Genomic DNA, 22893 nt, shown 5'->3' with positions numbered 1-22893 from the left:
TTTAATTTCATAAAAATCAATGAAATAAAATCTGGCATGGTTTTCGCTTTAGTGAATTCAATCTTGTATACCAGATGGGATTCACATCATGCCAAGAATGACAGGACTCACGCTTCAGGAATGGAAACAGCATTATCACCAGCAGGCCGATCGCGTTGGTGAAACGCTAGGCGCGCTGCTCGCCAGTTTGTCGACGGACGATCCGGCGTGGATCGCGCTGGCAACCCCTGAATTGCTTCAGGCACAGATCGCGGCGCTCTTGCCTCGGTATCGTGAAAATCCAGACGCGCTGCCGCTGTTCGGCGTTCCTTTTGCCGTCAAAGACAATATTGATGTTGCAGGCTGGCCGACGAGCGCGGCGTGTCCGGCGTTTACCTATCTGGCCGACAACGATGCGACTGCCGTTGCCAAACTGAAAGCGGCAGGGGCGATTGTCATTGGCAAAACCAATCTCGATCAGTTTGCGACCGGTCTGGTCGGTACGCGCTCACCGTTTGGTGAGGTGCCAAACACCTTTAACGCGGACTATGTTAGCGGCGGTTCCAGTTCAGGTTCGGCCTCGGTGCTGGCGCGCGGGCTGGTTGCGTTTTCGCTGGGAACCGATACCGCTGGATCGGGGCGCGTTCCTGCCGGGTTTAACAATATTGTCGGCCTGAAGCCGACAAAAGGGTGGTTATCGGCAAGCGGTGTCGTACCGGCCTGTCGCCTGAATGACACTATCTCGGTATTTGCGCTGACCGTTGAAGACGCCTTTACCGTCGCTGAACTGGCTGGCGGATACGATGCCGCGGATGCCTACTCGCGCAGCCATCCCGCCAGTGCGCCTGCGGCGCTGCCAGCGACGCCGCGCTTTGCTATCCCCAGCGATCCCACTTTCTTTGCTGACGCTGTCGCTCAGGCGGCCTGGCAACACGCACTGGTCGAATTGGAAGCGACGGGTGCGACGCTACATCCGATCGATTTCAGTATGTTCACGCAGCTAGCCGAGCAACTTTATCAAGGCCCCTGGGTGGCAGAACGCACCGTCGCGGTGGGCGACATGCTGCGGCAACCCGAGAACATGGATCCTGTGGTGCACGGTATTGTGGCGAGCGGCGAACGCTTCAGTGCGGTAGAGGCGTTTAAAGCCGAGTACCTGCGTGCTGAACTGGCGCGTCAGATTCAGCAGACGCTGGCGTCGTTTGATGCGTTAGTCGTGCCGACGTCGCCGACCATCCACACGCGTGAAGCGATGAAACAGGAACCGGTGCGCTACAACTCCCAGTTGGGCGCCTACACCAACTTTACCAATCTGGCCGATCTCTCGGCACTGGCGCTGCCAGCCCCTTTCCGCACGGATGGTTTGCCTGCGGGAATCACGTTGATTGCGCCCGCCTGGCACGACCGTGCATTAGCGAGCTTTGGCTTGCGCTGGCAGGCACAGCTGGCGCTTACGCTGGGGGCAACAGGAAAAACGCTGCCTGTAGGACAGGCTACCTTGCCGCCTTCCGCATTATACGTTCGTCTTGCCGTCGTCGGTGCGCACCTGACGGGCATGCCGTTGAACCATCAGTTGACCCGCCGTGATGCCGTACGGGTGGAAGAGACGCGCACGGCGGAAAACTATCGTCTTTATGCGCTGGCGAATACGCAACCGGCGAAACCCGGTTTAGCGAAAAGCACCGATGGTGCGGCGATTATCGTCGAGCTGTGGGACATCCCGCTGGCGCGTTTTGGTGAGTTTGTCGCAGAGATTCCGGCGCCGCTGGGTATTGGCACGCTGACGTTATCCGACGGACGGCAGGTTAAAGGCTTTATTTGCGAACCGGCTGCGCTGAGCGACGCCGTGGATATCACGGAATTCGGCGGCTGGCGCAACTGGCTTGCCCGTCAGGAGGCGTCTCATGTTTAAGACCGTACTGATCGCTAACCGCGGTGAAATTGCCTGCCGCGCCATACGCACGCTGAAGCGTTTGGGGATAACCAGCGTAGCGATTTATTCCGATGCGGATAAAAACGCACAGCATGTGAAAGAGGCAGACATTGCCGTACCCATTGGCGGCGAGAAGGCCAGCGACAGCTATTTGTGTATCGATAAGGTACTGGCCGCCGCACAGCAGGCGGGGGCAGAGGCTGTCTGGCCGGGGTACGGTTTTCTGTCAGAGAGCCTGCCGTTTGCCGCTGCGTGTGAAAAAGCCGGCATTGTGTTTGTCGGGCCAACCGCCCAGCAAATTGGCGAATTCGGTCTGAAGCACCGCGCCCGTGAATTGGCGGCCGCGGCGGGGGTACCGATGACGCCGGGAACGCCGCTACTGGCCTCGCTGGAGGATGCGCTGTCCGCTGCCGAAGACATCGGCTATCCGGTGATGCTGAAAAGTACCGCCGGGGGCGGCGGCATTGGCCTGACTCGCTGTGCGGATGCCGTGGCGTTACAGGCCGCGTGGGAGAGCGTGCGCCGTTTGGGCGAGCAATTCTTTAGCGATGCAGGCGTCTTTCTCGAACGCTGTATCGATCGGGCGCGTCACGTCGAAGTACAGATTTTTGGCGATGGTAAAGGTCGCGTGGTGGCGCTGGGCGAACGTGATTGCTCATTGCAGCGGCGCAACCAGAAAGTGGTGGAAGAAACGCCTGCACCGCACTTGCCGGACGCTACACGCGCGGCGCTACTGGCCTCGGCGGTGAAGCTGGGTGAGCTGGTTAACTATCGCAGTGCGGGAACGGTGGAGTATATCTACGATGCCGAACGCGATGCGTTCTTTTTCCTCGAAGTGAATACCCGTTTACAGGTGGAGCATCCGGTGACGGAGTGTGTCACCGGGCTGGATCTGGTCGAATGTATGCTGCGTGTTGCGGCGGATGAAGCGCTGGACTGGACGCCATTGACGCAGGCACCGCGTGGTGCCGCGATTGAAGTCCGCCTTTATGCGGAAGATCCGCTGAAAAACTTCCAGCCCAGCCCCGGCGTGCTGACCGAAGTGGCGTTTCCCGACGGTGTGCGGGTCGACGGCTGGGTAAGCACCGGCACCGAAGTATCGTCATATTACGATCCGATGATCGCTAAGCTGATCGTTCATGCGGAAAATCGCGAACTGGCGCTGGAGAAGATGCAGCAGGCGCTGAATGCTACGCGTTTGCACGGTATTGCCACCAACCTCGATTACCTGCGCCAGATTGTCGCTACCGACGCATTCCGCAATGGAACCGTGTGGACGCGGATGCTCGACAGCTTTACGCCGTCTGCCTCGGTGATTGAAGTGATTCAACCCGGTACCTGGAGCAGCGTGCAGGACTATCCCGGACGCCTTGGCTATTGGGATATCGGCGTGCCGCCGTCCGGCCCGATGGACGATTTTGCGTTTCGGTTGGCGAATCGCATCGTCGGTAACGATGAGGCCGCCGCAGGGCTGGAATTTACGTTACAAGGGCCGACGCTGCGCTTCCACTGCGAGGCAGTGATTGCACTGACGGGCGCTGACTGCCCGGCGATGTTGGATGGTGAAAAGGTGCCATATTGGCAGCCTGTGACGGTAACCGCTGGGCAAACGCTGACGCTGGGGCGTGCACAGTCTGGCTGTCGCACCTATCTGGCGGTGCGTAACGGCATCGATGTGCCGCAGTATCTCGGTAGCCGTTCGACGTTCGCGCTCGGGGAATTTGGCGGCCATGCCGGAAGAACGCTGCGCGTAGCGGATATGCTGGCGATTTCTCAACCCCATTTACCCGCTTGCACCACACCCGCGCCCGTAAGCGCGCCGCAGGCCGTGGACGTGGCGCTGATTCCGCAATACGGCGATGAGTGGCGTATTGGTGTGCTCTATGGCCCGCACGGCGCGCCGGATTTCTTTACCCACGCGGCAATTGATGAGTTTTTCGCGGCAGAATGGCAGGTGCACTACAACTCAAACCGACTGGGCGTGCGTCTGGTCGGGCCAAAACCTACCTGGACGCGGGCGAACGGCGGCGAGGCGGGTCTGCATCCTTCCAACGTTCACGACTGTGAATACGCCATCGGCGCAGTGAATTTTACGGGTGATTTCCCGGTGATCCTCACGCGTGACGGGCCGAGTCTGGGTGGATTTGTCTGTCCGGTGACGATTGCCAAAGCGGAACTGTGGAAAGTCGGTCAAGTTAAGCCCGGCGATCGTATTCGTTTCCATCCCATCAGCGCGGATGAAGCACTGGCATTGGAACAAGCGCAGTCTGACTGCGTTTCCACGCTGGCAGCCGCTCATGCACCTGCGTTTGACGTCCCCTCGCTGGCGACGACAGAACACGGTTCTGCAACCGTGCTGGCTGCGGTACCGGCCACCGCGACTATGCCAGCCGCCGCGTATCGTCAGGCAGGGGATAACTACATCCTGATTGAATACGGTGAGAACGTGCTGGATCTGGCACTGCGGCTGCGCGTTCATCTGTTAATGGCGGCGATCCGCGCTTCAGAGACCGCGGGGATCGAAGAACTGTCGCCCGGCGTGCGTTCGCTACAGGTGCGTTACGACAGTCGGGTTCTCCGTCAACGTGCGCTGCTGGACGTATTGCTGCATCTGGAAAGCCAACTGGGCGACGTCAGCCAGATGACAGTGCCGTCGCGTATCGTCCATTTGCCGATGGCGTTTGAAGACAGCGCCACGCTCGGCGCGGTGGAACGTTACCGTGAAACCGTACGCGCCAGCGCGCCCTGGCTGCCGAATAATGTCGATTTTATTCAACGCATTAATGGCTTGGCGAGCCGTGATGACGTGCGCGACATCATTTTTGATGCCAGCTACCTGATTCTGGGGCTGGGTGACGTTTATCTCGGCGCGCCCTGTGCGGTGCCAGTCGATCCGCGTCACCGCTTATTGAGTTCCAAATACAGTCCGGCACGCACCTTTACCGCCGAAGGCACGGTCGGCATCGGCGGCATGTACATGTGCATCTATGGCATGGATTCGCCGGGCGGCTATCAACTGGTGGGGCGCACGCTGCCTATCTGGAACAAATTCCTCAAAAACGATCAGTTCATTACGGGTGAACCCTGGCTGCTGCGTTTCTTCGATCAGGTGCGGTTTTATCCGGTCAGCGAAGCCGAACTGACGGCGCTGCGTGATGACTTCCGTGAAGGACGCGCCGCGATTCGCATCGAAGAAGCCGAGTTTGATTTTGCTGAGCACTCACGTTTCCTGACGGATCAGGCCGACGACATTGCCGCTTTCCGTCAGCGTCAGGCCACGGCGTTTGAAACAGAAGTCGCGCTGTGGCAGCAGGAGGATGAGAGTACGCCGCAGGAAATCGTTTCTACCGCGCCTGTGGAGAACGACGAGAGCGCGTTTCAGGTGAGTGCGGACATGAACGGCAACATCTGGAAAGTGCTGGTGAACGTAGGGGATGCCATCGAAGCCGGACAGCCACTGATTATCGTCGAAGCCATGAAGATGGAACTGACGATTAGCGCGCCGCAGTCTGGTCGGGTGAAACGCATCGGCTGCCAGCCGGGTCGACCGGTCAGCCCCGGCGATGCGTTGCTATGGCTGGAGTAAAAGACAGGCAGCAATAAAGGGACGCGCCTGAACCAACGGACGAACGGAAATAACGACGAGGCAGAGAAAACGATGCGAGCAGGCACACAAAAGAGCAGCAAAGATCGCCCGGAAGCGCTAGCGGAGCGGGTCTATCAAACGCTGAAAAACGACATTTTCGACTTTCACCTGATGCCGGGCGATCGCTTTAGTGAAAATGAAATTGCCGAGCGGATGTCGGTCAGTCGTACACCAGTGCGTCAGGCGCTGTTCTGGCTGGAGCGGGAAGGCTATGTCGAAGTCTATTTCCGCAGCGGCTGGCAGGTTCGTCCGTTTGATTTCGCCTATTTTGAAGAACTGTATGACTTCCGCATCGTACTGGAGCGGGAAGCCATTCGGCGACTGTGTGGGATGCCGCCGGGGCGCTGCACCGAGCTATTGGCTGACCTGAAACGCTTCTGGATTGAGGAACCGCGTCTGGATGACGGCAAGACCGTCTCCCGCTACGACGAAGGATTTCACCGGGGGCTGGTGACGGCGGCGGGCAACAGCGAAATGGCGCGAGTTCACGGTGAGCTGACGGAGAAAATCCGCATTATTCGTCGTCTTGATTTCACCCGTGAGGATCGTATCGACGCGACCTATAAAGAACATGCCCGCATCCTGCTGGCGATATTGCAACAGCACACTGAGGAGGCGCAGCGCATTCTGACCGACCACATTGCCGTCAGTAAGGCCGAGGTGAGGAAAATTACCTTACACATGTTACAGCAGGCGCGGCCTCAATCGGTTTCAACGCAATCGGCTCCAACGCAATCCGTTTCAACGGAAGTGGTTCCACCTGACGCATCACACGATTCCATTCTCACTCAACACGACTTAAGGGCTAATAAATGAAAAGACGTTCATTGCTAAAAGTTTTTGCGCTTTCTGCGACGGTGGTTGGCATGGGGTTGACCTGGAGCGTGCAGGCGGCAGACACCATCAAAGTCGGCATTATGCATTCGCTGTCCGGCACGATGGCGATTTCAGAAACGCCACTGAAGGATGTCGCGCTGATGACCATTGATGAAATCAATGCCAAAGGCGGCGTGTTGGGTAAAAAACTGGAACCGGTGGTGGTCGACCCCGCCTCGAACTGGCCGCTGTTTGCCGAGAAAGCACGCCAATTGCTGACGCAGGATAAAGCAGCGGTGGTGTTCGGCTGCTGGACATCTGTGTCGCGTAAATCGGTTCTGCCAGTATTTGAGGAACTAAACGGGTTGCTGTTCTATCCGGTGCAGTATGAAGGCGAAGAAATGTCGCCAAATGTGTTCTACACCGGCGCGGCACCGAATCAGCAGGCGATCCCTGCGGTGGAATACCTGATGAGCGAAGACGGCGGGGCGGCGAAGCGCTTCTTCCTGCTGGGCACGGACTATGTGTATCCGCGTACCACCAATAAGATTTTGCGCGCCTTCCTGCATTCCAAAGGCGTTCAGGACAAAGATATTGAGGAAGTCTATACACCGTTTGGTCACAGCGATTACCAGACCATCGTGTCCAATATTAAGAAATTCTCGACGGGTGGCAAGACCGCCGTCGTATCCACCATCAACGGTGATTCCAACGTGCCGTTCTATAAAGAGCTGGCGAATCAGGGAATCAAAGCGACCGATGTCCCCGTTGTTGCATTCTCGGTCGGTGAAGAGGAACTGCGTGGCATCGACACTAAACCGCTGGTCGGTCATTTAGCGGCATGGAACTACTTTGAATCGGTAGATAACCCAACCAACGCCGACTTCGTAGAAGCCTACAAAGCCTATGCCAAAGCGAAAAACCTGCCGAACGCCAGCACGGTGGTGACTAACGATCCGATGGAAGCGACCTATGTGGGCATTCATATGTGGGCGCAGGCGGTAGAGAAAGCAGGTACCACGGACGTGGATAAAGTCCGCGCCGCGATGGCTGGCCAAACCTTTGCCGCGCCAGATGGCTTTACGCTGACGATGGACAAGACCAACCACCATCTGCACAAGCCAGTGATGATTGGCGAGATTGAGGAAAACGGCCAGTTCAACGTGGTCTGGCAAACGGATAAACCGGTCCGTGCGCAGCCGTGGAGCCCGTACATCGCTGGCAATGATAAGAAACCCGATAATCCAATCAAAGCCGCACAGTAAGCATCGTTCCTACACGCCCCGTCCAGCATGTAGGACGGGGATAATTCCTCTTATATGGCGGACATTGCGATGATTAATCGTCAATTATCTACGTTTGTGCTGTCGCTGTGTCTGATGCTTCCCTGGCTGGCACAAGCTGGGCCTGCGGCCGATTTCGCCGCCGCCAGCCGCACGCAGCAGGCCGAACTGTTGCAGCAATGGGCCGCAGCGCCGGAACCGGCGCGTTTGCCGCTGTTACAGGCGTTGCGTAATGAATCGGTGGTACTCGATCAGAATCAGCAGCCGTTTAGGGATATGCAGGGTAGGTTAACGCCGCTGGAAGGGAACGCGGAACCGGTTGGCGCGACGAAAAAACTCTTTATGAATAACCGCCTGCGCGTGCTGGTTGCCACCGCGCTGGCCTCACATCAGCTTGTCAGCGACGATGTCGCTACTCGCCTGAATGCCGTTCGGCAGTTGCAGAGCGAGAGCAGTGCAGAGCAACTGCCGCTGTTGATGCAGCGCCTTGAGGTAGAAAAAGACGCACAGGTTCACGATGCGCTGAATATCGCCATTGCGACCCGGCAGTTAAGTGATGCCAATCCGCTGGTGCGACTTGACGCGGTCAAACGCTTAGGACAAACCGGCGATCCGCAAATGCAGGCGCTGTTACAGCCGTTGACGCAGGCACAAAATGAATCAGATACCGGCGTACGTGCGGCGGCGCAGGCGAGCCTGGATCAGATTAAACAAAGTTTGATCGTCGGCGATCTGCTGGGGCAGGCGTTTACCGGCCTGTCGCTCGGCTCTATTTTACTGCTGGCGGCGCTGGGGCTGGCAATCACCTACGGGCTGCTGGGCGTCATCAACATGGCGCACGGTGAAATGCTGATGCTGGGAGCATACGCAACCTGGCTGGTGCAGTCGCTGTGTCAACAGTTTGCGCCTGGCTGGTTGGCGTATTACCCGCTGCTGGCGCTGCCTGTCGCTTTTTTCATTACCGCTGGCGTCGGGATGGCGCTGGAGCGCACGGTGATTCGTCATCTTTATGGCCGACCACTGGAAACGCTGCTGGCGACCTGGGGGATTAGCCTGATGCTGATACAACTGGTGCGGATGCTGTTCGGGACGCAGAACCTGGAAGTGGCGAACCCCGCGTGGCTGTCTGGCGGGTTGCGAGTATTGCCGAATCTGGTGCTGCCGTATAACCGTATCGCAGTCATCCTGTTTGTCCTCGGCGTGCTGCTGCTCACCTGGATCCTACTCAATAAAACCCGCCTTGGCATGAATGTGCGGGCGGTGACGCAAAACCGGGCGATGGCGGACTGCTGCGGTGTGCCGACTGGACGCGTTGATATGCTGGCTTTTGGTCTTGGTTCGGGCATCGCAGGTCTTGGCGGTGTGGCGCTGTCGCAATTGGGCAACGTCGGGCCGGAATTGGGACAAGGTTACATCATTGATTCCTTCCTCGTCGTCGTGTTGGGTGGCGTCGGGCAGCTTGCGGGAACGGTGGTGGCCGCGTTCAGCCTCGGCATTCTTAATAAGGTACTGGAACCGCAGATTGGTGCAGTGCTGGGAAAAATCGTCATTCTGGTCCTGATCGTGCTGTTTATTCAGAAACGGCCACAGGGGTTGTTTGCATTCAAAGGACGGGTGATTGACTGATGACGCAACCCATAACACTAACCCTGACGCAGCGCGCGCCGCGGATCGTGCTTGGCCTCGGTTCAACGATGTTGCTGGCCTTGCTAATCCTGCCATTTCTCGCGCTGCTGCCCGCAGAGAACCCGCTGGCGATCTCCACCTATACGCTGACGTTGATCGGTAAAATTCTGTGCTACGCGATTGTTGCCGTCGCGCTGGATCTGGTGTGGGGCTATGCTGGGCTGTTATCGCTCGGTCATGGTCTGTTTTTCACGCTGGGAGGCTACGCGATGGGCATGTACCTAATGCGGCAGGCTGCTGGTGAGGGCATGCCTGCGTTTATGTCCTTTCTGTCGTGGACGGAACTGCCGTGGTTTTGGGCAGGAACCCAGTATTTCGCCTGGGCGCTGTGCCTGATCGTGCTGGTGCCGGGTGTGCTGGCGTTTGTGTTCGGCTGGTTCGCATTCCGCTCCAAAATCAAGGGCGTGTATTTCTCAATCATGACACAGGCGTTGACCTACGCTGGCATGCTGCTGTTCTTCCGTAACGAAACCGGCTTTGGTGGCAATAACGGATTTACCGGTTTTACTACGCTGCTGGGATTCCCCATTACGGCCACGGGTACGCGCATTGGGCTGTTTGTCGCCACCGTATTGTTGTTGATTGCCAGCCTGCTGGTGGGATTTGCGCTGGCGCGCAGTAAATTTGGCCGTGTGCTGACGGCGGTGCGCGATGCGGAAAACCGGCTGATGTTCTGCGGTTACGATCCGAAAGGCTTCAAGCTGTTTGTCTGGACGCTTTCCGCCGTGTTGTGCGGGCTGGCGGGGGCGCTGTACGTACCACAGGTCGGTATCATCAATCCCAGCGAAATGTCGCCAACCAATTCTATCGAAGCCGCCATTTGGGTGGCGCTGGGTGGACGTGGGACGCTGATCGGACCGCTGCTCGGTGCGGGTATCGTCAACGGGGCGAAAAGCTGGTTTACCGTGGCCTTTCCTGAGTACTGGCTGTTCTTTCTAGGACTGATGTTTATTCTCGTCACGCTATTTTTACCGCGTGGGGTGATTGGATTGTTGAGGAGGAAGAAACATGACTGAGCCTGTATCTGTATCCTCAGTGGCGGCACCGTCGGTTGCTTCACAGACCCAATTTGCTCAGCGACACCCGTCAGATCGCCATCGGCACCAGACCGACCCGGTACTGCAACTCGACAAGATTAATGTGAGTTTTGACGGTTTCCGGGCGCTGACCGATCTCTCGTTGCAGATTGGTGTGGGGGAGTTGCGTTGCATCATCGGTCCTAACGGCGCGGGGAAAACCACGCTGATGGATGTCATTACCGGTAAAACGCGCCCGGATAGCGGTAAGGTGTTTTACGATCAGTTCACTGACCTGACGACACTATCGCCAGTGGACATTGCCCGTGCGGGAATAGGGCGGAAATTCCAAAAACCGACGGTGTTTGAAGCGCTGACGGTGTTCGAAAACCTCGAAATCGCATTGAAAACGGATAAATCGGTGTGGGCAAGCCTGCGTGCCAGGCTGAACGGCGAACAACGTGACCGGATTGACGAGACGCTGACGCTGTTGCGGCTCGGCCACGAACGGCAGCGGCCTGCGGGGCTGTTGTCGCACGGGCAAAAACAGTTTCTGGAGATCGGCATGCTGTTGGTTCAGGAACCGCATCTGCTGTTGCTCGATGAACCCGCAGCCGGGATGACTGACGCAGAAACCGCCTATACCGCCGAGCTGTTCCGCAGCCTGGCAGGCAAACACTCGCTGATGGTAGTGGAACACGATATGGGTTTTGTCGAGAGCATTGCTGACCACGTTACGGTGTTGCATCAGGGACAGGTGCTGGCGGAAGGCTCGCTGCGCGAGGTGCAGGCGAACGAGCAGGTCATTGACGTTTATCTGGGGCGCTAAGATGTTAGAGATTTCAGAACTGAATCAATATTATGGCGGTAGTCACATTCTGCGCGGCTTATCTTTTGAGGTAAATCCCGGCGAAATTACCTGCCTGTTAGGGCGCAATGGCGTGGGGAAAACCACGCTGCTGAAATGTTTGATGGGGCTGATTCCGGCGAAGTCTGGCACGATTCGCTGGCAGGGAGAAGCGATCAATACGCGCAAGCCCTATCAGCGAGTGCAGTCTGGAATTGCCTATGTGCCACAGGGACGAGAGATTTTTCCTCGCCTGACGGTAGAAGAAAATCTACTAATGGGGCTGTCGCGCTTTCCAGGCAAACAGGCGAGGCAAGTGCCGGATGAGATCTATCAGTTTTTCCCGGTGCTGGACGAAATGAAGCAGCGACGTGGCGGCGATTTGTCCGGTGGGCAACAGCAACAGTTGGCGATCGGGCGGGCGCTGGCCTGTAAACCACAGTTGCTGATTCTGGATGAACCGACAGAAGGCATACAGCCGTCGGTGATCAAAGAGATTGGCGCGGTGATTCGCCAACTGGCGCAGCGTGGCGATATGGCGATTCTGCTGGTTGAGCAGTTTTACGACTTCGCCGCCGAGCTTGCCGATAGCTATCTGGTGATGTCACGCGGGGAAATTATACAGCGTGGGCGAGGTGAAACGATGGAACAGGACGGCGTACGGGGACTGGTCGCGATTTGACTTTAGCTTCATGCCGTGAGTACAAAAATTTCAGACCGAGCGAGCAAGAGTTAAAAGGAACTTAAGGATGAGTAAACCGCTGAAAATGTTTGCTATTATCGGCATCATCGTTGTTGCGGCTGTGATCGGTACGATATGGCCCTATGTCAAAATGAATTTTGCCAGTAGCGCGCACTATAGCGAACAGGATGAAAGGGAATATGCGTTCTATACCCCCGATATTCTGAAAAATATGCCGCGCATTACCGCACGCTATGACTTCAATTTTTCGAACGTAACCGGCCCGGAAGCTAAAGTATGGACGGTGAACTTCTATGGCACTGAAGATACCAACAAGGTTCATACTTATCTGACGTCGATGGGTTATAAGAAGCAGGAGCGTTGCGATGTTGAGGCTGAATGTTGGCGAGTGGCTGGCACTAATGAGGTTGTGACGGTTGCGACGTTTGATACGGATAAAAGCGTGATGGTTCAGGTTTATAGCAGCCCGTATATTGAGCCATTATCTGCAAAATAATGATTTATGCATGCTCTCGTCAGGCTCACTCGCAGTGAGCCTTTCCGATTGTTATCGATAACTGACACTTTTATTTCTTTACAGCACCTTATTCAAAAAGTTGATTGTCCGCGGGTGGCGGGGGTGATTTAGTACCTGCCAGGAATCTCCGCTTTCGACGATTTTGCCATCGACCATAAACACCACGCGGTCGGCCACTTCGCGCGCAAAGCCGATTTCATGTGTGACAACAACCAACGTCACGCCGGAGCGGGCAAGTGATTTGATTACGTCCAGCACCTCGCCGACCAGTTCGGGATCGAGGGCGGACGTCGGTTCATCAAACAGCATTACTTTCGGCTTAAGCGCCAGCGCGCGGGCGATGGCGACGCGCTGCTGCTGACCACCGGAAAGGTGGCGGGGATAAGATTGCGCCTTGTGACGCAGACCGACGCTTTCCAACAGGGTAAAGGCGATATCTTCCGCCTCCTGACGTGAATACAGCTTATGTGCCAGCGGAGCTTCAATGATGTTTTCCAACACGGAAAGGTGGGGGAACAGATTGAAGTTCTGAAACACATAACCGACATTGATGCGCTGACGCAGCACGTCCTTTTCTTTCAATTCATAGAGCGTATTCCCTTTGCGGCGATAGCCGATGTAGTCGCCGTCGATGCGGATAAACCCTTCATCTACGCGTTCAAGATGGTTAATCGTGCGTAGCAGCGTGGATTTCCCCGAACCGGATGGGCCGAGGATTACCGTGACGGAACCGGGCGCCAGCGTCAGATTGATATCCTCCAGCGCTTTGTGTTGACCAAAATGCTTCGCCACGTTGCGAATCTCAATCAGCCCACGCGCGCTTTCTGCTTGTGGCTGAGCGGTGGAGCGCGTGTGAGCAAAGTAGTCGATAGCTTCAGACATGGTGAATCTCCAGAATCGGGTGAGTTAACGTGCGCGCTTGCGCGTCAGGATACGGACGAGTCTCTGGCGCGGCGTCGGCGGCATTTCACGCACGGCACCGCGAGACACATAGCGTTCCACGTAGTATTGGATGACGGATAGCACCGTGGTGATCAGCAGATACCAGATGGTGGCGACCATCAGCAGTGGGATAACTTGCTGCGTACGGTTGTAGATGACCTGAACGGTATAGAACAGCTCCGGCAGTGCCAGCACATAAACGATCGACGTACCTTTCGCCAAACTGATGATCTCGTTGAAACCGGTGGGCAGAATGGAGCGCAGCGCCTGCGGCAGAATGATACGTACTGTCCGGCGACCGCCGGGTAGGCCGAGTGCGGCCGAGGCTTCAAACTGGCCAGCATCCACACCGAGAATCCCGCCGCGAATAATTTCCGCCGTATAGGCGGACTGCACCAGCGTCAGGCCAAGCACGGCGACGGAAAATTGATCCAGCAAATCAATCGTCGGGTAGCGCAGAAAGACAACGGAAGTGAAGGGAATCCCGAACGCCAGCTCGTCATAGAGATACGAGAAATTGTAGAGAATAATCAGCACCAGAATCAGCGGCAGTGACCGGAATAGCCAGATATACAGCCACGACAGAGTGGAGAGCAGATAAGACGGCGAAAGCCGAGCCAGCGCTAACGCGGTGCCGAAAACAATGCTGAATAATGTGCCAAGTGCGGTCAGCAGCAGCGTTTGCCCCAGACCGGTGAGAATAACCGGATTAAAAAACCACTCGGCAAATACCGACCATTCCCAGCGTGGATTCAGCGCAATTGACTGAATAATCGCGGCAAAAATAAACAGCGAAAACAGCGCGCCGGCAAAACGAAAAGGATAACGCGCAGGAACGATGCGCAACGGCGCGTCCTGCGCCTGGCTTAGCGGTGCTTGCTGAGAAGACGTATGTAGAGATTGCGTCATAATCGATACTCTTTGCAGGTGATTTTGAAAAATGTCCTTTGCTCTTCATCACCGCACAGGGTGAGTCGCGGTGCGCTGGGTTAACACACTTTCAAATGGCGAGCGATAAGATCGACTTCCGTTTGCCGGGCTGCCCGCGTCGTCGTCGCGTCAAACAACGCTTTCTTAAACGGCAGTCGCCCATCGTAAGGCGGAATACTGTAGGTCACCGGATCGACGCTGATATCGAACTGAGGCGAGTAACCGTGGCTCAGATAGAGCCTCACAGCTTCGGGCTGTCGGAAACCGGTCGTCAGGAAAAAGTGCTGATAGCCTAACCGGCGAGCGTGTTGCTCCAACTCTTGCATGACTTTCCCTGCCAACCCCTGGCGGCGTAGTGCGTTATCCGTCCATACCCGCTTAATTTCGGCGGTGGTACTGTCGTAGCGTTTAAACGCGCCAGTAGCAATTGGTACACCTTGACGTAGCAGCGCAATAAAAATGCCGTGTGGCTGCTGGTAAATTCCCGGCGGATCGCTTTCCCGCTCGCCAAAAAAGTCGCCATAGCGCTGTTCATATTCCGCGAACAGGCCGTCGATAATCGGGGCCACGATAGGGTCTTCGGGCTGAGTAACAATGAAGATGTCATCGGACATGGCGTGCTCCTGATTCATTTACCTATACGGGCTATCGGTGACCGTGACGTTTCGATCGTGGTATCCCGATAGCCATCGGGCGCTATTAATCGCCCAGTCCCGGTGGATTGATTTCTGAACGATCGATACGCTCAATGCTTTCTCCCCAGCGGTTTAGCACCTGGTCGTATTCGCCACTTTTAATCACGCCGTTTAGCGCCGTATTAATCGGCTGTACCAGCCCGCTACCTTTGCGCGTGGTGACCGCAATATGCGCGATGTTGGGGGAGCCGCCGTTGACCGTACCGACATGCTTAACCTTGCCGGTTAACTCTGCTTTGTACGCGCCGATCACGTTGGGGCCGAAATAAGCGTCTGAGCGACCGGATTGCAGGCTCAGGTTGGCGGCCGCATCATCCGTGACATAAATCGGCTGAAAGGCGGGCAGGCCGTTGGCGCGATTTTGCTTATCCCATGCCAGTAGCACTGCTTCCTGATTAGTGCCGGAGCCGACAATAATCTTCAGCCCGGCGATGTCTTTCGCTTCCTTAATGGACTGAATCTTACTGGTGGATTTCACATAGAAGCCGAGTGAGTCGACGCGGTAGGTGGCGAAATCGAACTTTTCCTTGCGTTCTTTAGTGACGGTAATGTTGATGATGGCAGCGTCGTACTTGCCGGAGGACACACCGAGCGGCCAGTCTTCCCACGAAGTAGGGACGATGTTCAATTCCAGCCCGAGACTGTCGGCCACCAGCCGGGCGATATCCGGCTCACTGCCCACCACGGTTTTGTTGTCGTCGGCCAGAAACGCCAGCGGTGGTGACGAACCCAGTGCGGCAATCGCCACGGTGAATTTACCCGGTGTGACGAATTTAAAATCAGCCGGAATCTGTGCGATAGCCTCCGCGTTCTTCGGGGCATGGATCGGCTGCTGATTGGCTTTCAGGTCGATGGCCGCCTGTGCTGTCGTGACCGAAAATGTGCCGAGCAGCAGCGATCCCGTCAGTAGCCTTGTCAAAAACGATGTGCGTACGCGCGGGGCTGCGACCGTTTGTGCGATGGTGTGGACAATCTCTTTTTGCATCTGTCTTTCCCTTGCAGGTTATTAGTTATAATGGTGACATTGTCACTTTTAAGGTGAGTTACTGTGACTTAATCGCCGATACCCGGCGGATTCACGACGGACTGCGCGATCTTTTCATCGTCTTCACCCCAGCGATCCAGTATCTGTGCATAGCTGCCGTTGTGGATCGCGCCATTGATGGCAGTGCTGATTGCCTGCGCCAGACCGTTACCTTTCTGCGTGGTGACCGCGACGTAAGCGACCGTCGGACCTTTGCCGACCATGCGTGTCTTGCCCGTCAGCGCCGCTTTATAGGCTCCGATAGAATGGGGACCGAAAAAGGCATCAACGCGCCCCGACTGAATGCTCAGGTTGGCGGCGGCATCATCGGTGACGTAGACAGGCTGCACGGGCGGAAGGCCGTTGGCGCGGTTTTGCCGATCCCAACCCAGCAGAATGTTTTCCTGATTGGTGCCGGAACCAACAATCACCTTCAGACCTGCAACGTCCTCCGGTTTGTTAATCGACGTAATCTTGCTGGTTGATTTCACGTAGAAACCCAGCGTATCAATGCGGTACGTGGCGAAATCGAACTTCTCCTTACGGAGTTTCGTCACGGCGATATTAAAAATGGCAGCGTCGTATTTTCCCGCCGTGATCCCCAACGGCCAGTCTTCCCAGGAGGCGGGAACCAGTTTCAGTTCCAGCCCGAGTCCGTCGGCCACCAGTCGCGCGATATCCGCATCACTGCCAACAATCGTTTTGTTGTCGTCAGCCAGCAGCGACAGCGGCGGTGAGCTGAGCGCCGAGACGGCAATCGTTAGCTTACCCGGCGTCACGAATTTGAAATGAGCCGGGATCTGCGCGATGGCCTCGTCATTTTTCACGATACGAATGGGAATCTGGTTGGCCTTCAGATCAATACGGCTGACGAATCCCGCATCTTGCGCCTGCACGTGAGTGACCAGCGCGGTGCTCAATAATGTCGCCATGCCCGTCGTGGTGATAAAAGAGGAACGCTTCACGGTGAATCTCCTGTTGCGCGAATTAGCGCGTGAATTGATTCACCGGATAATCCAGCGCCAGATTTTCCCGCAGCGTATAGCCGGGATACTCCTGACGGAACAGGCCGCGCTGTTGCAGCAGAGGCACGACGCGATCGACAAAATGATTGAGCGTATCCGGCGTACCGCCCTGAATGATGAAGCCGTCGGCGGCACCGTTTTCAAACCAGAGCTGCAAGCCATCTGCTACCTGTTCGGGCGTGCCGCTGAAGACTGGGCGCGGTGAGGCCGCTTCCAGCGCGACCTGTCGCAGCGTTAAGCCTTTTTCCTGGGCGTTGCGCTTGATTTCGTCGGTGGTGCTGCGGAAGCTGTTTTTCCCCAGATCGCCGATATCAGGGAAGGGCGCATCCAGCGGATGTTGTGAGAAGTCGTAGTGCTCAAAGTAGCGGCCCAGATAATTGAGCGCGTCCTCAATTGTCACCAGTTGTGCGGTTTCCTGATACTGACGCTCCACGTCTTCCGCATCGTTGCCGACAATCACGCTGACGCCCTGAAAGACGTGTAGCTGATCGGCTCGACGACCGTTTTCTTCCAGTTTCTGTTTTACCTCGCGGTAATAACGCTGCGACTCTTCCAACGTGTGTTGGTGGGTGAAGATGGCATCGGCGTGTTTGGCGGCCAGTTTTTGGCCGTCTTCAGACGCACCAGCCTGAAATACAATAGGGCGACCTTGCGCGGATCGGCCAATATTCAGCGGCCCTTGTACCGAGAAGAATTCCCCTTTATGGTTCAGCGTGTGCAGCTTCTCTGGATCGAAGAACTGTCCGCTGGTTTTGTCACGAATAAAGGCGTCGTCTTCCCAGGAGTCCCACAAGCCTTTCGCCACCTGAAGGAATTCATCGGCAATGCGGTAACGTAGTGCATGTTCTGGGTGTTGCGCGCGGGAAAAATTTTTCGCCGACCCTTCCAGCGGGGAGGTCACCACGTTCCAGCCTGCACGGCCGTTGCTCAGATGATCGAGGCTGGCAAACTGCCGAGCGGTAGTAAAGGGTTCCGAATAGGATGTCGAGAGCGTGCCGACCAGGCCAATATGGGTGGTGACGGTGGCCAGTGCGGACAGTAGCGTTAACGGTTCAAAGCGATTGAGAAAATGCGGGATGGATTTTTCGTTGATATACAGACCGTCAGCCACGAAGACGAAATCAAATTTCCCTTGTTCGGCTTTTTTTACCGCATCCAGAACAAAACCAAAATTAATACTGGCATCGGGTACGACGTTTTTATGTCGCCATGCGGACATATTTCCCGCAGCGCCTTGTAATATTAAACCCAGTCTTAATTGTCGCTTGGTGGAGAGTTGCTTTTCACTCATTATCAGGAACCTTTTTATTAATTGAATGTGTTTGTTATTAATTGAGCGAACATATTGTTAGTTGAATTAACCTTCATGAAAGTGAAAATAATCCATCACTAAATCGGCTATCAATAAACAAGCCATCACGAGGGATTCACGTATTCAATGAAAGGTTAATTAGACGTTAATAGCGTGTTTTCACTATTGATGAGACGGGGCATGATGTAAAACAACAAAAATGGATAATAAAATTCAAAAATTTCAGATGATGACGCGGCTTATTTTGTTAGTATAATGTTAACGATCATGTCTCTCGCCGTATTTAAAGGAAAATATCCATGTCTGATCTGATAGTTGAACGACACGTAACCGCGAATGACGCAACGCTTTCTGCGGCGACTGTTACGGTTGACCGGCAGGCGTTTCGCGATGCGATGGCAAAGCTGAGCGCAGCGGTCAATGTCGTTACGACGGATGGCCCGGCAGGTAAGGCTGGATTTACGGCATCCGCCGTATCCAGCGTCAGCGATACGCCCGGCACGCTGCTGGTGTGCCTGAATCGCGGTTCGTCGGTATATCCCACGTTTCAGGCGAATACACATTTGTGCATCAATACGCTGGCCGCTCATCATGAAACGCTGTCGACGCTGTTTGGCAGCCCGTCATCAACCGAAGAACGGTTTGCGGCGGCGGAGTGGGATGTGTTGCATACGGGCTCACCGGTGTTGCGGGATGCGCTGGTCGCGTTTGACTGCCGGGTTGAGGAAGTTGTGAGTGCGGCGACGCACGATATCTTTATTTGCCGGGTATTAGCGATTAAGCAGGGTGAAGGCACGGATGGTCTGGTGTATTTTTCCCGCCGTTATCATGCCGTTCGGGGTTAATCGGTATAACTTTCTCTCCTAATGCACTCATCGTAATTAATTGATTTATAAAAATTGCTGCCTCCGTCAGATCAATCTGGCGGAGGTGATGAGTTGATTACGTCAGTCCGATATTAGGAGAGACACGGGGATGAGGTTCCCGCAGGGATGCCTCACCCCGTGGTTGCTCCGGGTATCTCGCTCGTCAAACGATCGGCATTACCGCCTGCGGAGGGGTAACTTTCGTGGTACGCAGACGGTGCAGCGCAGCCTCCGCCAGCTGTGCGAAATAGCGTGAGGCTGGCGCAATCGCGCTTTCATCCGGGTTGAATTGAGGATGGTGCAGGCCAAATTCGCTGTTTGAGCCAATGCTGACGAACGTGCCCGGCACGTCCTGAAGGTAAAGCGCAAAGTCCTCACCGCTCATTTGCAGTTCAGCGTTTTCTACCTGATAGCCTGCGTCTCGGGCAATTTGCTTGCTGAAGTCTGCCCATTCGCTGGTGTTCACGACCGCAGGCGGGCCGGGATACCATTTCAGCTCCGCTTTTGCGCCCAGCGCAAGAGCAATGCCGCCGATCAATTGCTCAATTCGCGCCGGTATTTCTGCACGAATCGCGGCATTGTAGGTGCGTACCGTACCTTCCAGTTCTACCGTTTGCGGCAGTACGTTCCAGGTGTTGCCACCCTGAATGCGCGTGACGCTGATGACTAGCGATTCCAGTGAACTGAAACTACGGCTGGGCAGGGTTTGCAGCGCATTGACGATATTGCAGGCGGTGACGATGCTGTCGATACCCTGTTCGGGTTTGGCGGCATGCGCACCTTTGCCCGTAATGTGAATAGAGAAGCGATCGACGTTGGCATAAAACGGGCCGCTGCGGGTGGCGAAGGTGCCAGCGGGGAGCTCGGGCGCGTTATGCAGGCCAAAAACAGCAGCCACATCGGCAAGCGCACCGGCACGAATGAACTGTTTGGCGCCGGTAGAAACTTCTTCTGCGGGTTGGAAAAACACCCTGATTTTACCCGGTAAGACAGATTCGCGTTTTTTCAGCAAACAGGCCGCACCCAGCATCACTGCGGTGTGGAAGTCGTGTCCGCAGGCATGCATGACGCCCGCGTGCTGAGAGCGAAAGGGAACATCCACCAGTTCTTCTATCGGTAGCGCATCAATATCCGCTCTCAGCGCAATCGTCGGACCGCTACCGTGACCGATCTCGGCAACGACGCCAGTCGTTAGCGCCAGAGGCAACAGGCGGATGTTTTTCTCTTGTAGCCAGCGGGTGATGTGCGCGGTGGTTTGGTGTTCCTGATTGGACAGTTCCGGGTACTGATGCAAGTGCCGTCGCCAGTGAATAAGCTGCTGCTCAAATGACGTATCACAACAGGGGATAGATTCAGCCATATCAATACACCTCCTTAACAAAACTTATACATCGTAAAGGTAGCCGATAGCCGCGCTATGGATAAATACCGTCTGGTTATATTTCATGTCTTTTTATGCGGTCGATTTTGCATTCATTTATTATGAATATTTCTGCTAACAAAACCCGTTATTGATATTTATATTTCACACCGTTATACAACATGCTTCTTATTCTGTTTTTTATCTGGACTAATTTTATCGTGAGGCTCTATTTAGAATAATATGCTTGGGTAAATATAGTTGTATCGAGTGATTTTGAAATAAGCCGTTACTTTTAATAAACAATGCTGACGAATAATCACTGAAAATAAGGAAACATCGTGGGATATAAGCTCAGTTTATTAGATCAAAGCCCCATCGCCGAAGGAATGAGCGTGGAACAGGCGTTGGCGCAAACCGTATCGCTGGCGAAAGTGGCAGAAGCGCTTGGCTATTACCGCTTTTGGGTTTCCGAACATCATAACTCTGATGAGTTGGCGGGGTCCTCTCCCGAGGTATTAATCACCTGGCTGTTGGCGCACACGACAACGCTGCGCATCGGTTCCGGCGGGGTGATGTTACAGCACTATAGCCCGTATAAAGTTGCAGAGAACTTCCATGTGATCGGCGCGCTGGCGGGCGGTCGGGTGGATTTAGGGATCGGTAAAGCGCCGGGTGGACTGCCGCTGGCCACGCGGGCGCTACAGCAGGAAATCGGCGAGGCAGAGCGCGCTTCCTTCACAGAGAAATTACAGCAGCTCAACCGTTTTCTCGATAGCCATGACGAAACGGCAGAGCGCCTGAATGCCACGCCGTTACCGGAACACACGCCACAGCGCTTTCTGCTGGGAGCCAGTCAGGAGAGTGCGCGATTAGCCGCATCGCTAGGCTGGAACTTTGTCTTCGCCGGGTTCATTAACGCCAGTGAGACGTTGCTGACGGAATCACTTCTGAGCTACCGGGAATTGAAGCCCGCCAGCGCCCAGACGCTGCTGTCGCTGTCGGTGATTGCCGCTGAACGTCATGAGGATGCGGAGGCGCTAGCTAGTACGCAGCATAACTACAAGGTTTATATTGAGAACAAGCCGCCGCTGACGGTAGGAAGTCAGGAACAGGCCGACAATTTTGTTCGGCAGGCGGGTGCAACGGATTTTCGCATCGTGCAGGAGCCGCGCAATGTGCTTTACGGCACGCCAGCGCACATTCACCAGCAGCTGGAACGTTATCATCAGCGCTTTGGCGTAGATGAGTTCATCATCCATACGCCCGTGACGTCCCCCCGCGAGCGTGAGGCATCGATCCGCCTGCTGGCATCGCGCTGAGTAATAGCGAAAAACGTGAGCGATGACAAGGTGGTGTCGCATTGTGGACAGTAACCTGATTTTGTCTATAGCAACATAATCGGGGAAAATAATGGCGGTGCCGGAGAACAAGGATGCCTTGATCAAGGCAATCAATAGTCAGTTTACGCTGTTAATGAAACGCATCGAAGCCGTTCCCGCCGATTGTGCATTCGTGCCGGAACTGGCTGGGCATGCGCAGGGAACGCAGATGAGCCCGGCAAATCTGGTGGCGTATTTGCTGGGCTGGGGCAATCTGGTGCTGAAATGGCATAAAAATGAAGAGCAGGGCAAGCAGATTGATTTCCCAGAGACGGGTTACCAGTGGAATCAGCTCGGTTTGCTGGCGCAAAAATTCTATCAGGACTTCGCCCACATCACCGAATGGTCTGATCTGGTCGCGCGGTTTGTCGCGAATAAACGGGAGATCATTGCGCTGGTTGAGCGTTATACCGATGCACAGCTCTACGGTGAATGCTGGTACGGTAAGTGGACGCGGGGTCGGATGATTCAATTCAACACCGCTTCGCCTTATAAAAATGCGGCAGGACGCCTGCGCGCGTGGGAGAAAACAAGCAACATCATGATAATAAATAGAAAATAGAGGGCTAATTTTTTGGTCTTGTTTTCCTGCGTGTCGGCGCGTTAGCGGCGTTTTTTCAGACAAAACCTTACATATTCCCCCTCCTTGATTGTTCTATACTCAGTAATAAGCAAGATAATTTTTACTGACAGATGAGATGAAGAGGGGGAAGAAAAATGATTGGTCTCAACCTTGTTTCTCCAGTGTCATATTACGCCATGCCGGACAAACCTGATCATGTTCAGGGTATTTCCCGCTCGTCGCAGCTGTCTGGTTACCCTCAGCCTGATGCTTCTACCCGAACCCGGACAACGTACGAAAATAGTGCTTCAATCTTTAAGCCGCCCATAGCGGATGGGATTAACCGCCCAACGGAAACTAACCAGCTTA

General features: G+C 55.3%; 19 protein-coding genes. 12 read left to right on the top strand and 7 right to left on the bottom strand.

What is annotated here, in order from left to right; translation table 11 throughout:
• Positions 1–88 precede the first annotated feature (88 nt).
• From atzF to I2D83_RS11555, 9 genes are all read left to right on the top strand, one after another.
• Complete coding sequence (gene atzF / locus I2D83_RS11595) at positions 89–1891, top strand: allophanate hydrolase (protein ID WP_205946552.1); 1803 nt, start codon at positions 89–91, stop codon at positions 1889–1891.
• Positions 1884–5498, top strand: a complete 3615-nt coding sequence (gene uca / locus I2D83_RS11590; protein WP_205946551.1) for an urea carboxylase — start codon at positions 1884–1886, stop codon at positions 5496–5498. The genes atzF and uca overlap by 8 nt, the downstream gene beginning before the upstream one ends.
• Positions 5499–5570: 72 nt before the next feature.
• Positions 5571–6374, top strand: coding sequence for a GntR family transcriptional regulator (locus I2D83_RS11585; RefSeq protein WP_205946550.1), 804 nt, complete (start codon positions 5571–5573; stop codon positions 6372–6374).
• A complete protein-coding gene (gene urtA / locus I2D83_RS11580) occupies positions 6371–7639 on the top strand; it encodes an urea ABC transporter substrate-binding protein (RefSeq protein WP_205946549.1) in 1269 nt (422 codons plus the stop codon). The genes I2D83_RS11585 and urtA overlap by 4 nt, the downstream gene beginning before the upstream one ends.
• A 54-nt stretch (positions 7640–7693) precedes the next feature.
• Positions 7694–9283, top strand: a complete 1590-nt coding sequence (urtB, locus tag I2D83_RS11575) for an urea ABC transporter permease subunit UrtB (RefSeq protein WP_205946548.1) — start codon at positions 7694–7696, stop codon at positions 9281–9283.
• Positions 9283–10359 carry an urea ABC transporter permease subunit UrtC gene (urtC, locus tag I2D83_RS11570; RefSeq protein ID WP_205946547.1) on the top strand — a complete coding sequence of 359 codons (1077 nt, stop codon included), beginning with the start codon at positions 9283–9285 and terminating at the stop codon, positions 10357–10359. The genes urtB and urtC overlap by 1 nt, the downstream gene beginning before the upstream one ends.
• Positions 10352–11188, top strand: a complete 837-nt coding sequence (gene urtD, locus I2D83_RS11565; protein WP_225182529.1) for an urea ABC transporter ATP-binding protein UrtD — start codon at positions 10352–10354, stop codon at positions 11186–11188. Before urtC ends, urtD begins: the two co-directional genes overlap by 8 nt.
• A 1-nt stretch (position 11189) precedes the next feature.
• Entirely contained in the window at positions 11190–11888 is a 699-nt protein-coding gene (gene urtE, locus I2D83_RS11560) for an urea ABC transporter ATP-binding subunit UrtE (RefSeq protein ID WP_205946546.1), read from the top strand.
• A 67-nt stretch (positions 11889–11955) separates the two neighbouring features.
• Entirely contained in the window at positions 11956–12405 is a 450-nt protein-coding gene (locus I2D83_RS11555; protein ID WP_205946545.1) for a hypothetical protein, read from the top strand.
• Between the two features lie 78 nt (positions 12406–12483).
• On the opposite strand, the gene I2D83_RS11550 is transcribed toward I2D83_RS11555, so the two are convergent.
• From I2D83_RS11550 to I2D83_RS11525, 6 genes are all read right to left on the bottom strand, one after another.
• Complete coding sequence (locus I2D83_RS11550) at positions 12484–13308, bottom strand: amino acid ABC transporter ATP-binding protein (protein ID WP_241007214.1); 825 nt, start codon at positions 13306–13308, stop codon at positions 12484–12486.
• Between the two features lie 24 nt (positions 13309–13332).
• Positions 13333–14277, bottom strand: a complete 945-nt coding sequence (locus tag I2D83_RS11545; RefSeq protein ID WP_205946544.1) for an amino acid ABC transporter permease — start codon at positions 14275–14277, stop codon at positions 13333–13335.
• 80 nt (positions 14278–14357) lie between these two features.
• Entirely contained in the window at positions 14358–14912 is a 555-nt protein-coding gene (locus tag I2D83_RS11540) for a GNAT family N-acetyltransferase (protein WP_205946543.1), read from the bottom strand.
• A gap of 85 nt (positions 14913–14997) precedes the next feature.
• Positions 14998–15978 (bottom strand): ABC transporter substrate-binding protein, encoded by a 981-nt coding sequence (locus I2D83_RS11535; protein ID WP_205946542.1) that lies wholly within the window; start codon positions 15976–15978, stop codon positions 14998–15000.
• Between the two features lie 68 nt (positions 15979–16046).
• Positions 16047–16982, bottom strand: a complete 936-nt coding sequence (locus I2D83_RS11530; protein ID WP_194430232.1) for an ABC transporter substrate-binding protein — start codon at positions 16980–16982, stop codon at positions 16047–16049.
• A 22-nt stretch (positions 16983–17004) separates the two neighbouring features.
• Positions 17005–18333, bottom strand: a complete 1329-nt coding sequence (locus tag I2D83_RS11525) for an LLM class flavin-dependent oxidoreductase (protein WP_015840378.1) — start codon at positions 18331–18333, stop codon at positions 17005–17007.
• Positions 18334–18653: 320 nt separating this feature from the next.
• On the opposite strand from I2D83_RS11525, the gene I2D83_RS11520 reads away from it, so the two are divergent.
• A complete protein-coding gene (locus I2D83_RS11520; protein WP_015840377.1) occupies positions 18654–19199 on the top strand; it encodes a flavin reductase in 546 nt (181 codons plus the stop codon).
• A gap of 184 nt (positions 19200–19383) precedes the next feature.
• On the opposite strand, the gene I2D83_RS11515 is transcribed toward I2D83_RS11520, so the two are convergent.
• Positions 19384–20580 (bottom strand): M20 peptidase aminoacylase family protein, encoded by a 1197-nt coding sequence (locus I2D83_RS11515; RefSeq protein ID WP_205946541.1) that lies wholly within the window; start codon positions 20578–20580, stop codon positions 19384–19386.
• Positions 20581–20921: 341 nt separating this feature from the next.
• On the opposite strand from I2D83_RS11515, the gene I2D83_RS11510 reads away from it, so the two are divergent.
• Both I2D83_RS11510 and I2D83_RS11505 read left to right on the top strand, forming a co-directional pair.
• Complete coding sequence (locus I2D83_RS11510) at positions 20922–21902, top strand: LLM class flavin-dependent oxidoreductase (RefSeq protein WP_205946540.1); 981 nt, start codon at positions 20922–20924, stop codon at positions 21900–21902.
• 91 nt (positions 21903–21993) lie between these two features.
• Positions 21994–22524, top strand: coding sequence for a ClbS/DfsB family four-helix bundle protein (locus tag I2D83_RS11505; protein ID WP_205946539.1), 531 nt, complete (start codon positions 21994–21996; stop codon positions 22522–22524).
• Positions 22525–22893 lie beyond the last annotated feature (369 nt).

The sequence above is a fragment of the Pectobacterium aroidearum genome (assembly GCF_015689195.1).
GTDB classification, from domain to species: Bacteria; Pseudomonadota; Gammaproteobacteria; order Enterobacterales; family Enterobacteriaceae; genus Pectobacterium; species Pectobacterium aroidearum.
This window is presented reverse-complemented; position numbering and strand designations above follow the sequence as displayed.

What these genes read in the sequence shown, in the direction of transcription:
- I2D83_RS11540 (WP_205946543.1), bottom strand. Translation starts at nt 14,912, where the DNA reads ATGTCCGATGACATCTTCATTGTTACTCAGCCCGAAGACCCTATCGTG.
- I2D83_RS11535 (WP_205946542.1), bottom strand. Translation starts at nt 15,978, where the DNA reads ATGCAAAAAGAGATTGTCCACACCATCGCACAAACGGTCGCAGCCCCG.
- urtE (WP_205946546.1), top strand. Translation starts at nt 11,190, where the DNA reads ATGTTAGAGATTTCAGAACTGAATCAATATTATGGCGGTAGTCACATT.
- I2D83_RS11585 (WP_205946550.1), top strand. Translation starts at nt 5,571, where the DNA reads ATGCGAGCAGGCACACAAAAGAGCAGCAAAGATCGCCCGGAAGCGCTA.
- I2D83_RS11545 (WP_205946544.1), bottom strand. Translation starts at nt 14,277, where the DNA reads ATGACGCAATCTCTACATACGTCTTCTCAGCAAGCACCGCTAAGCCAG.
- urtD (WP_225182529.1), top strand. Translation starts at nt 10,352, where the DNA reads ATGACTGAGCCTGTATCTGTATCCTCAGTGGCGGCACCGTCGGTTGCT.
- urtC (WP_205946547.1), top strand. Translation starts at nt 9,283, where the DNA reads ATGACGCAACCCATAACACTAACCCTGACGCAGCGCGCGCCGCGGATC.
- uca (WP_205946551.1), top strand. Translation starts at nt 1,884, where the DNA reads ATGTTTAAGACCGTACTGATCGCTAACCGCGGTGAAATTGCCTGCCGC.
- I2D83_RS11525 (WP_015840378.1), bottom strand. Translation starts at nt 18,333, where the DNA reads ATGAGTGAAAAGCAACTCTCCACCAAGCGACAATTAAGACTGGGTTTA.
- I2D83_RS11505 (WP_205946539.1), top strand. Translation starts at nt 21,994, where the DNA reads ATGGCGGTGCCGGAGAACAAGGATGCCTTGATCAAGGCAATCAATAGT.
- I2D83_RS11550 (WP_241007214.1), bottom strand. Translation starts at nt 13,308, where the DNA reads ATGTCTGAAGCTATCGACTACTTTGCTCACACGCGCTCCACCGCTCAG.
- urtA (WP_205946549.1), top strand. Translation starts at nt 6,371, where the DNA reads ATGAAAAGACGTTCATTGCTAAAAGTTTTTGCGCTTTCTGCGACGGTG.
- urtB (WP_205946548.1), top strand. Translation starts at nt 7,694, where the DNA reads ATGGCGGACATTGCGATGATTAATCGTCAATTATCTACGTTTGTGCTG.
- I2D83_RS11555 (WP_205946545.1), top strand. Translation starts at nt 11,956, where the DNA reads ATGAGTAAACCGCTGAAAATGTTTGCTATTATCGGCATCATCGTTGTT.
- I2D83_RS11520 (WP_015840377.1), top strand. Translation starts at nt 18,654, where the DNA reads ATGTCTGATCTGATAGTTGAACGACACGTAACCGCGAATGACGCAACG.
- I2D83_RS11515 (WP_205946541.1), bottom strand. Translation starts at nt 20,580, where the DNA reads ATGGCTGAATCTATCCCCTGTTGTGATACGTCATTTGAGCAGCAGCTT.
- atzF (WP_205946552.1), top strand. Translation starts at nt 89, where the DNA reads ATGCCAAGAATGACAGGACTCACGCTTCAGGAATGGAAACAGCATTAT.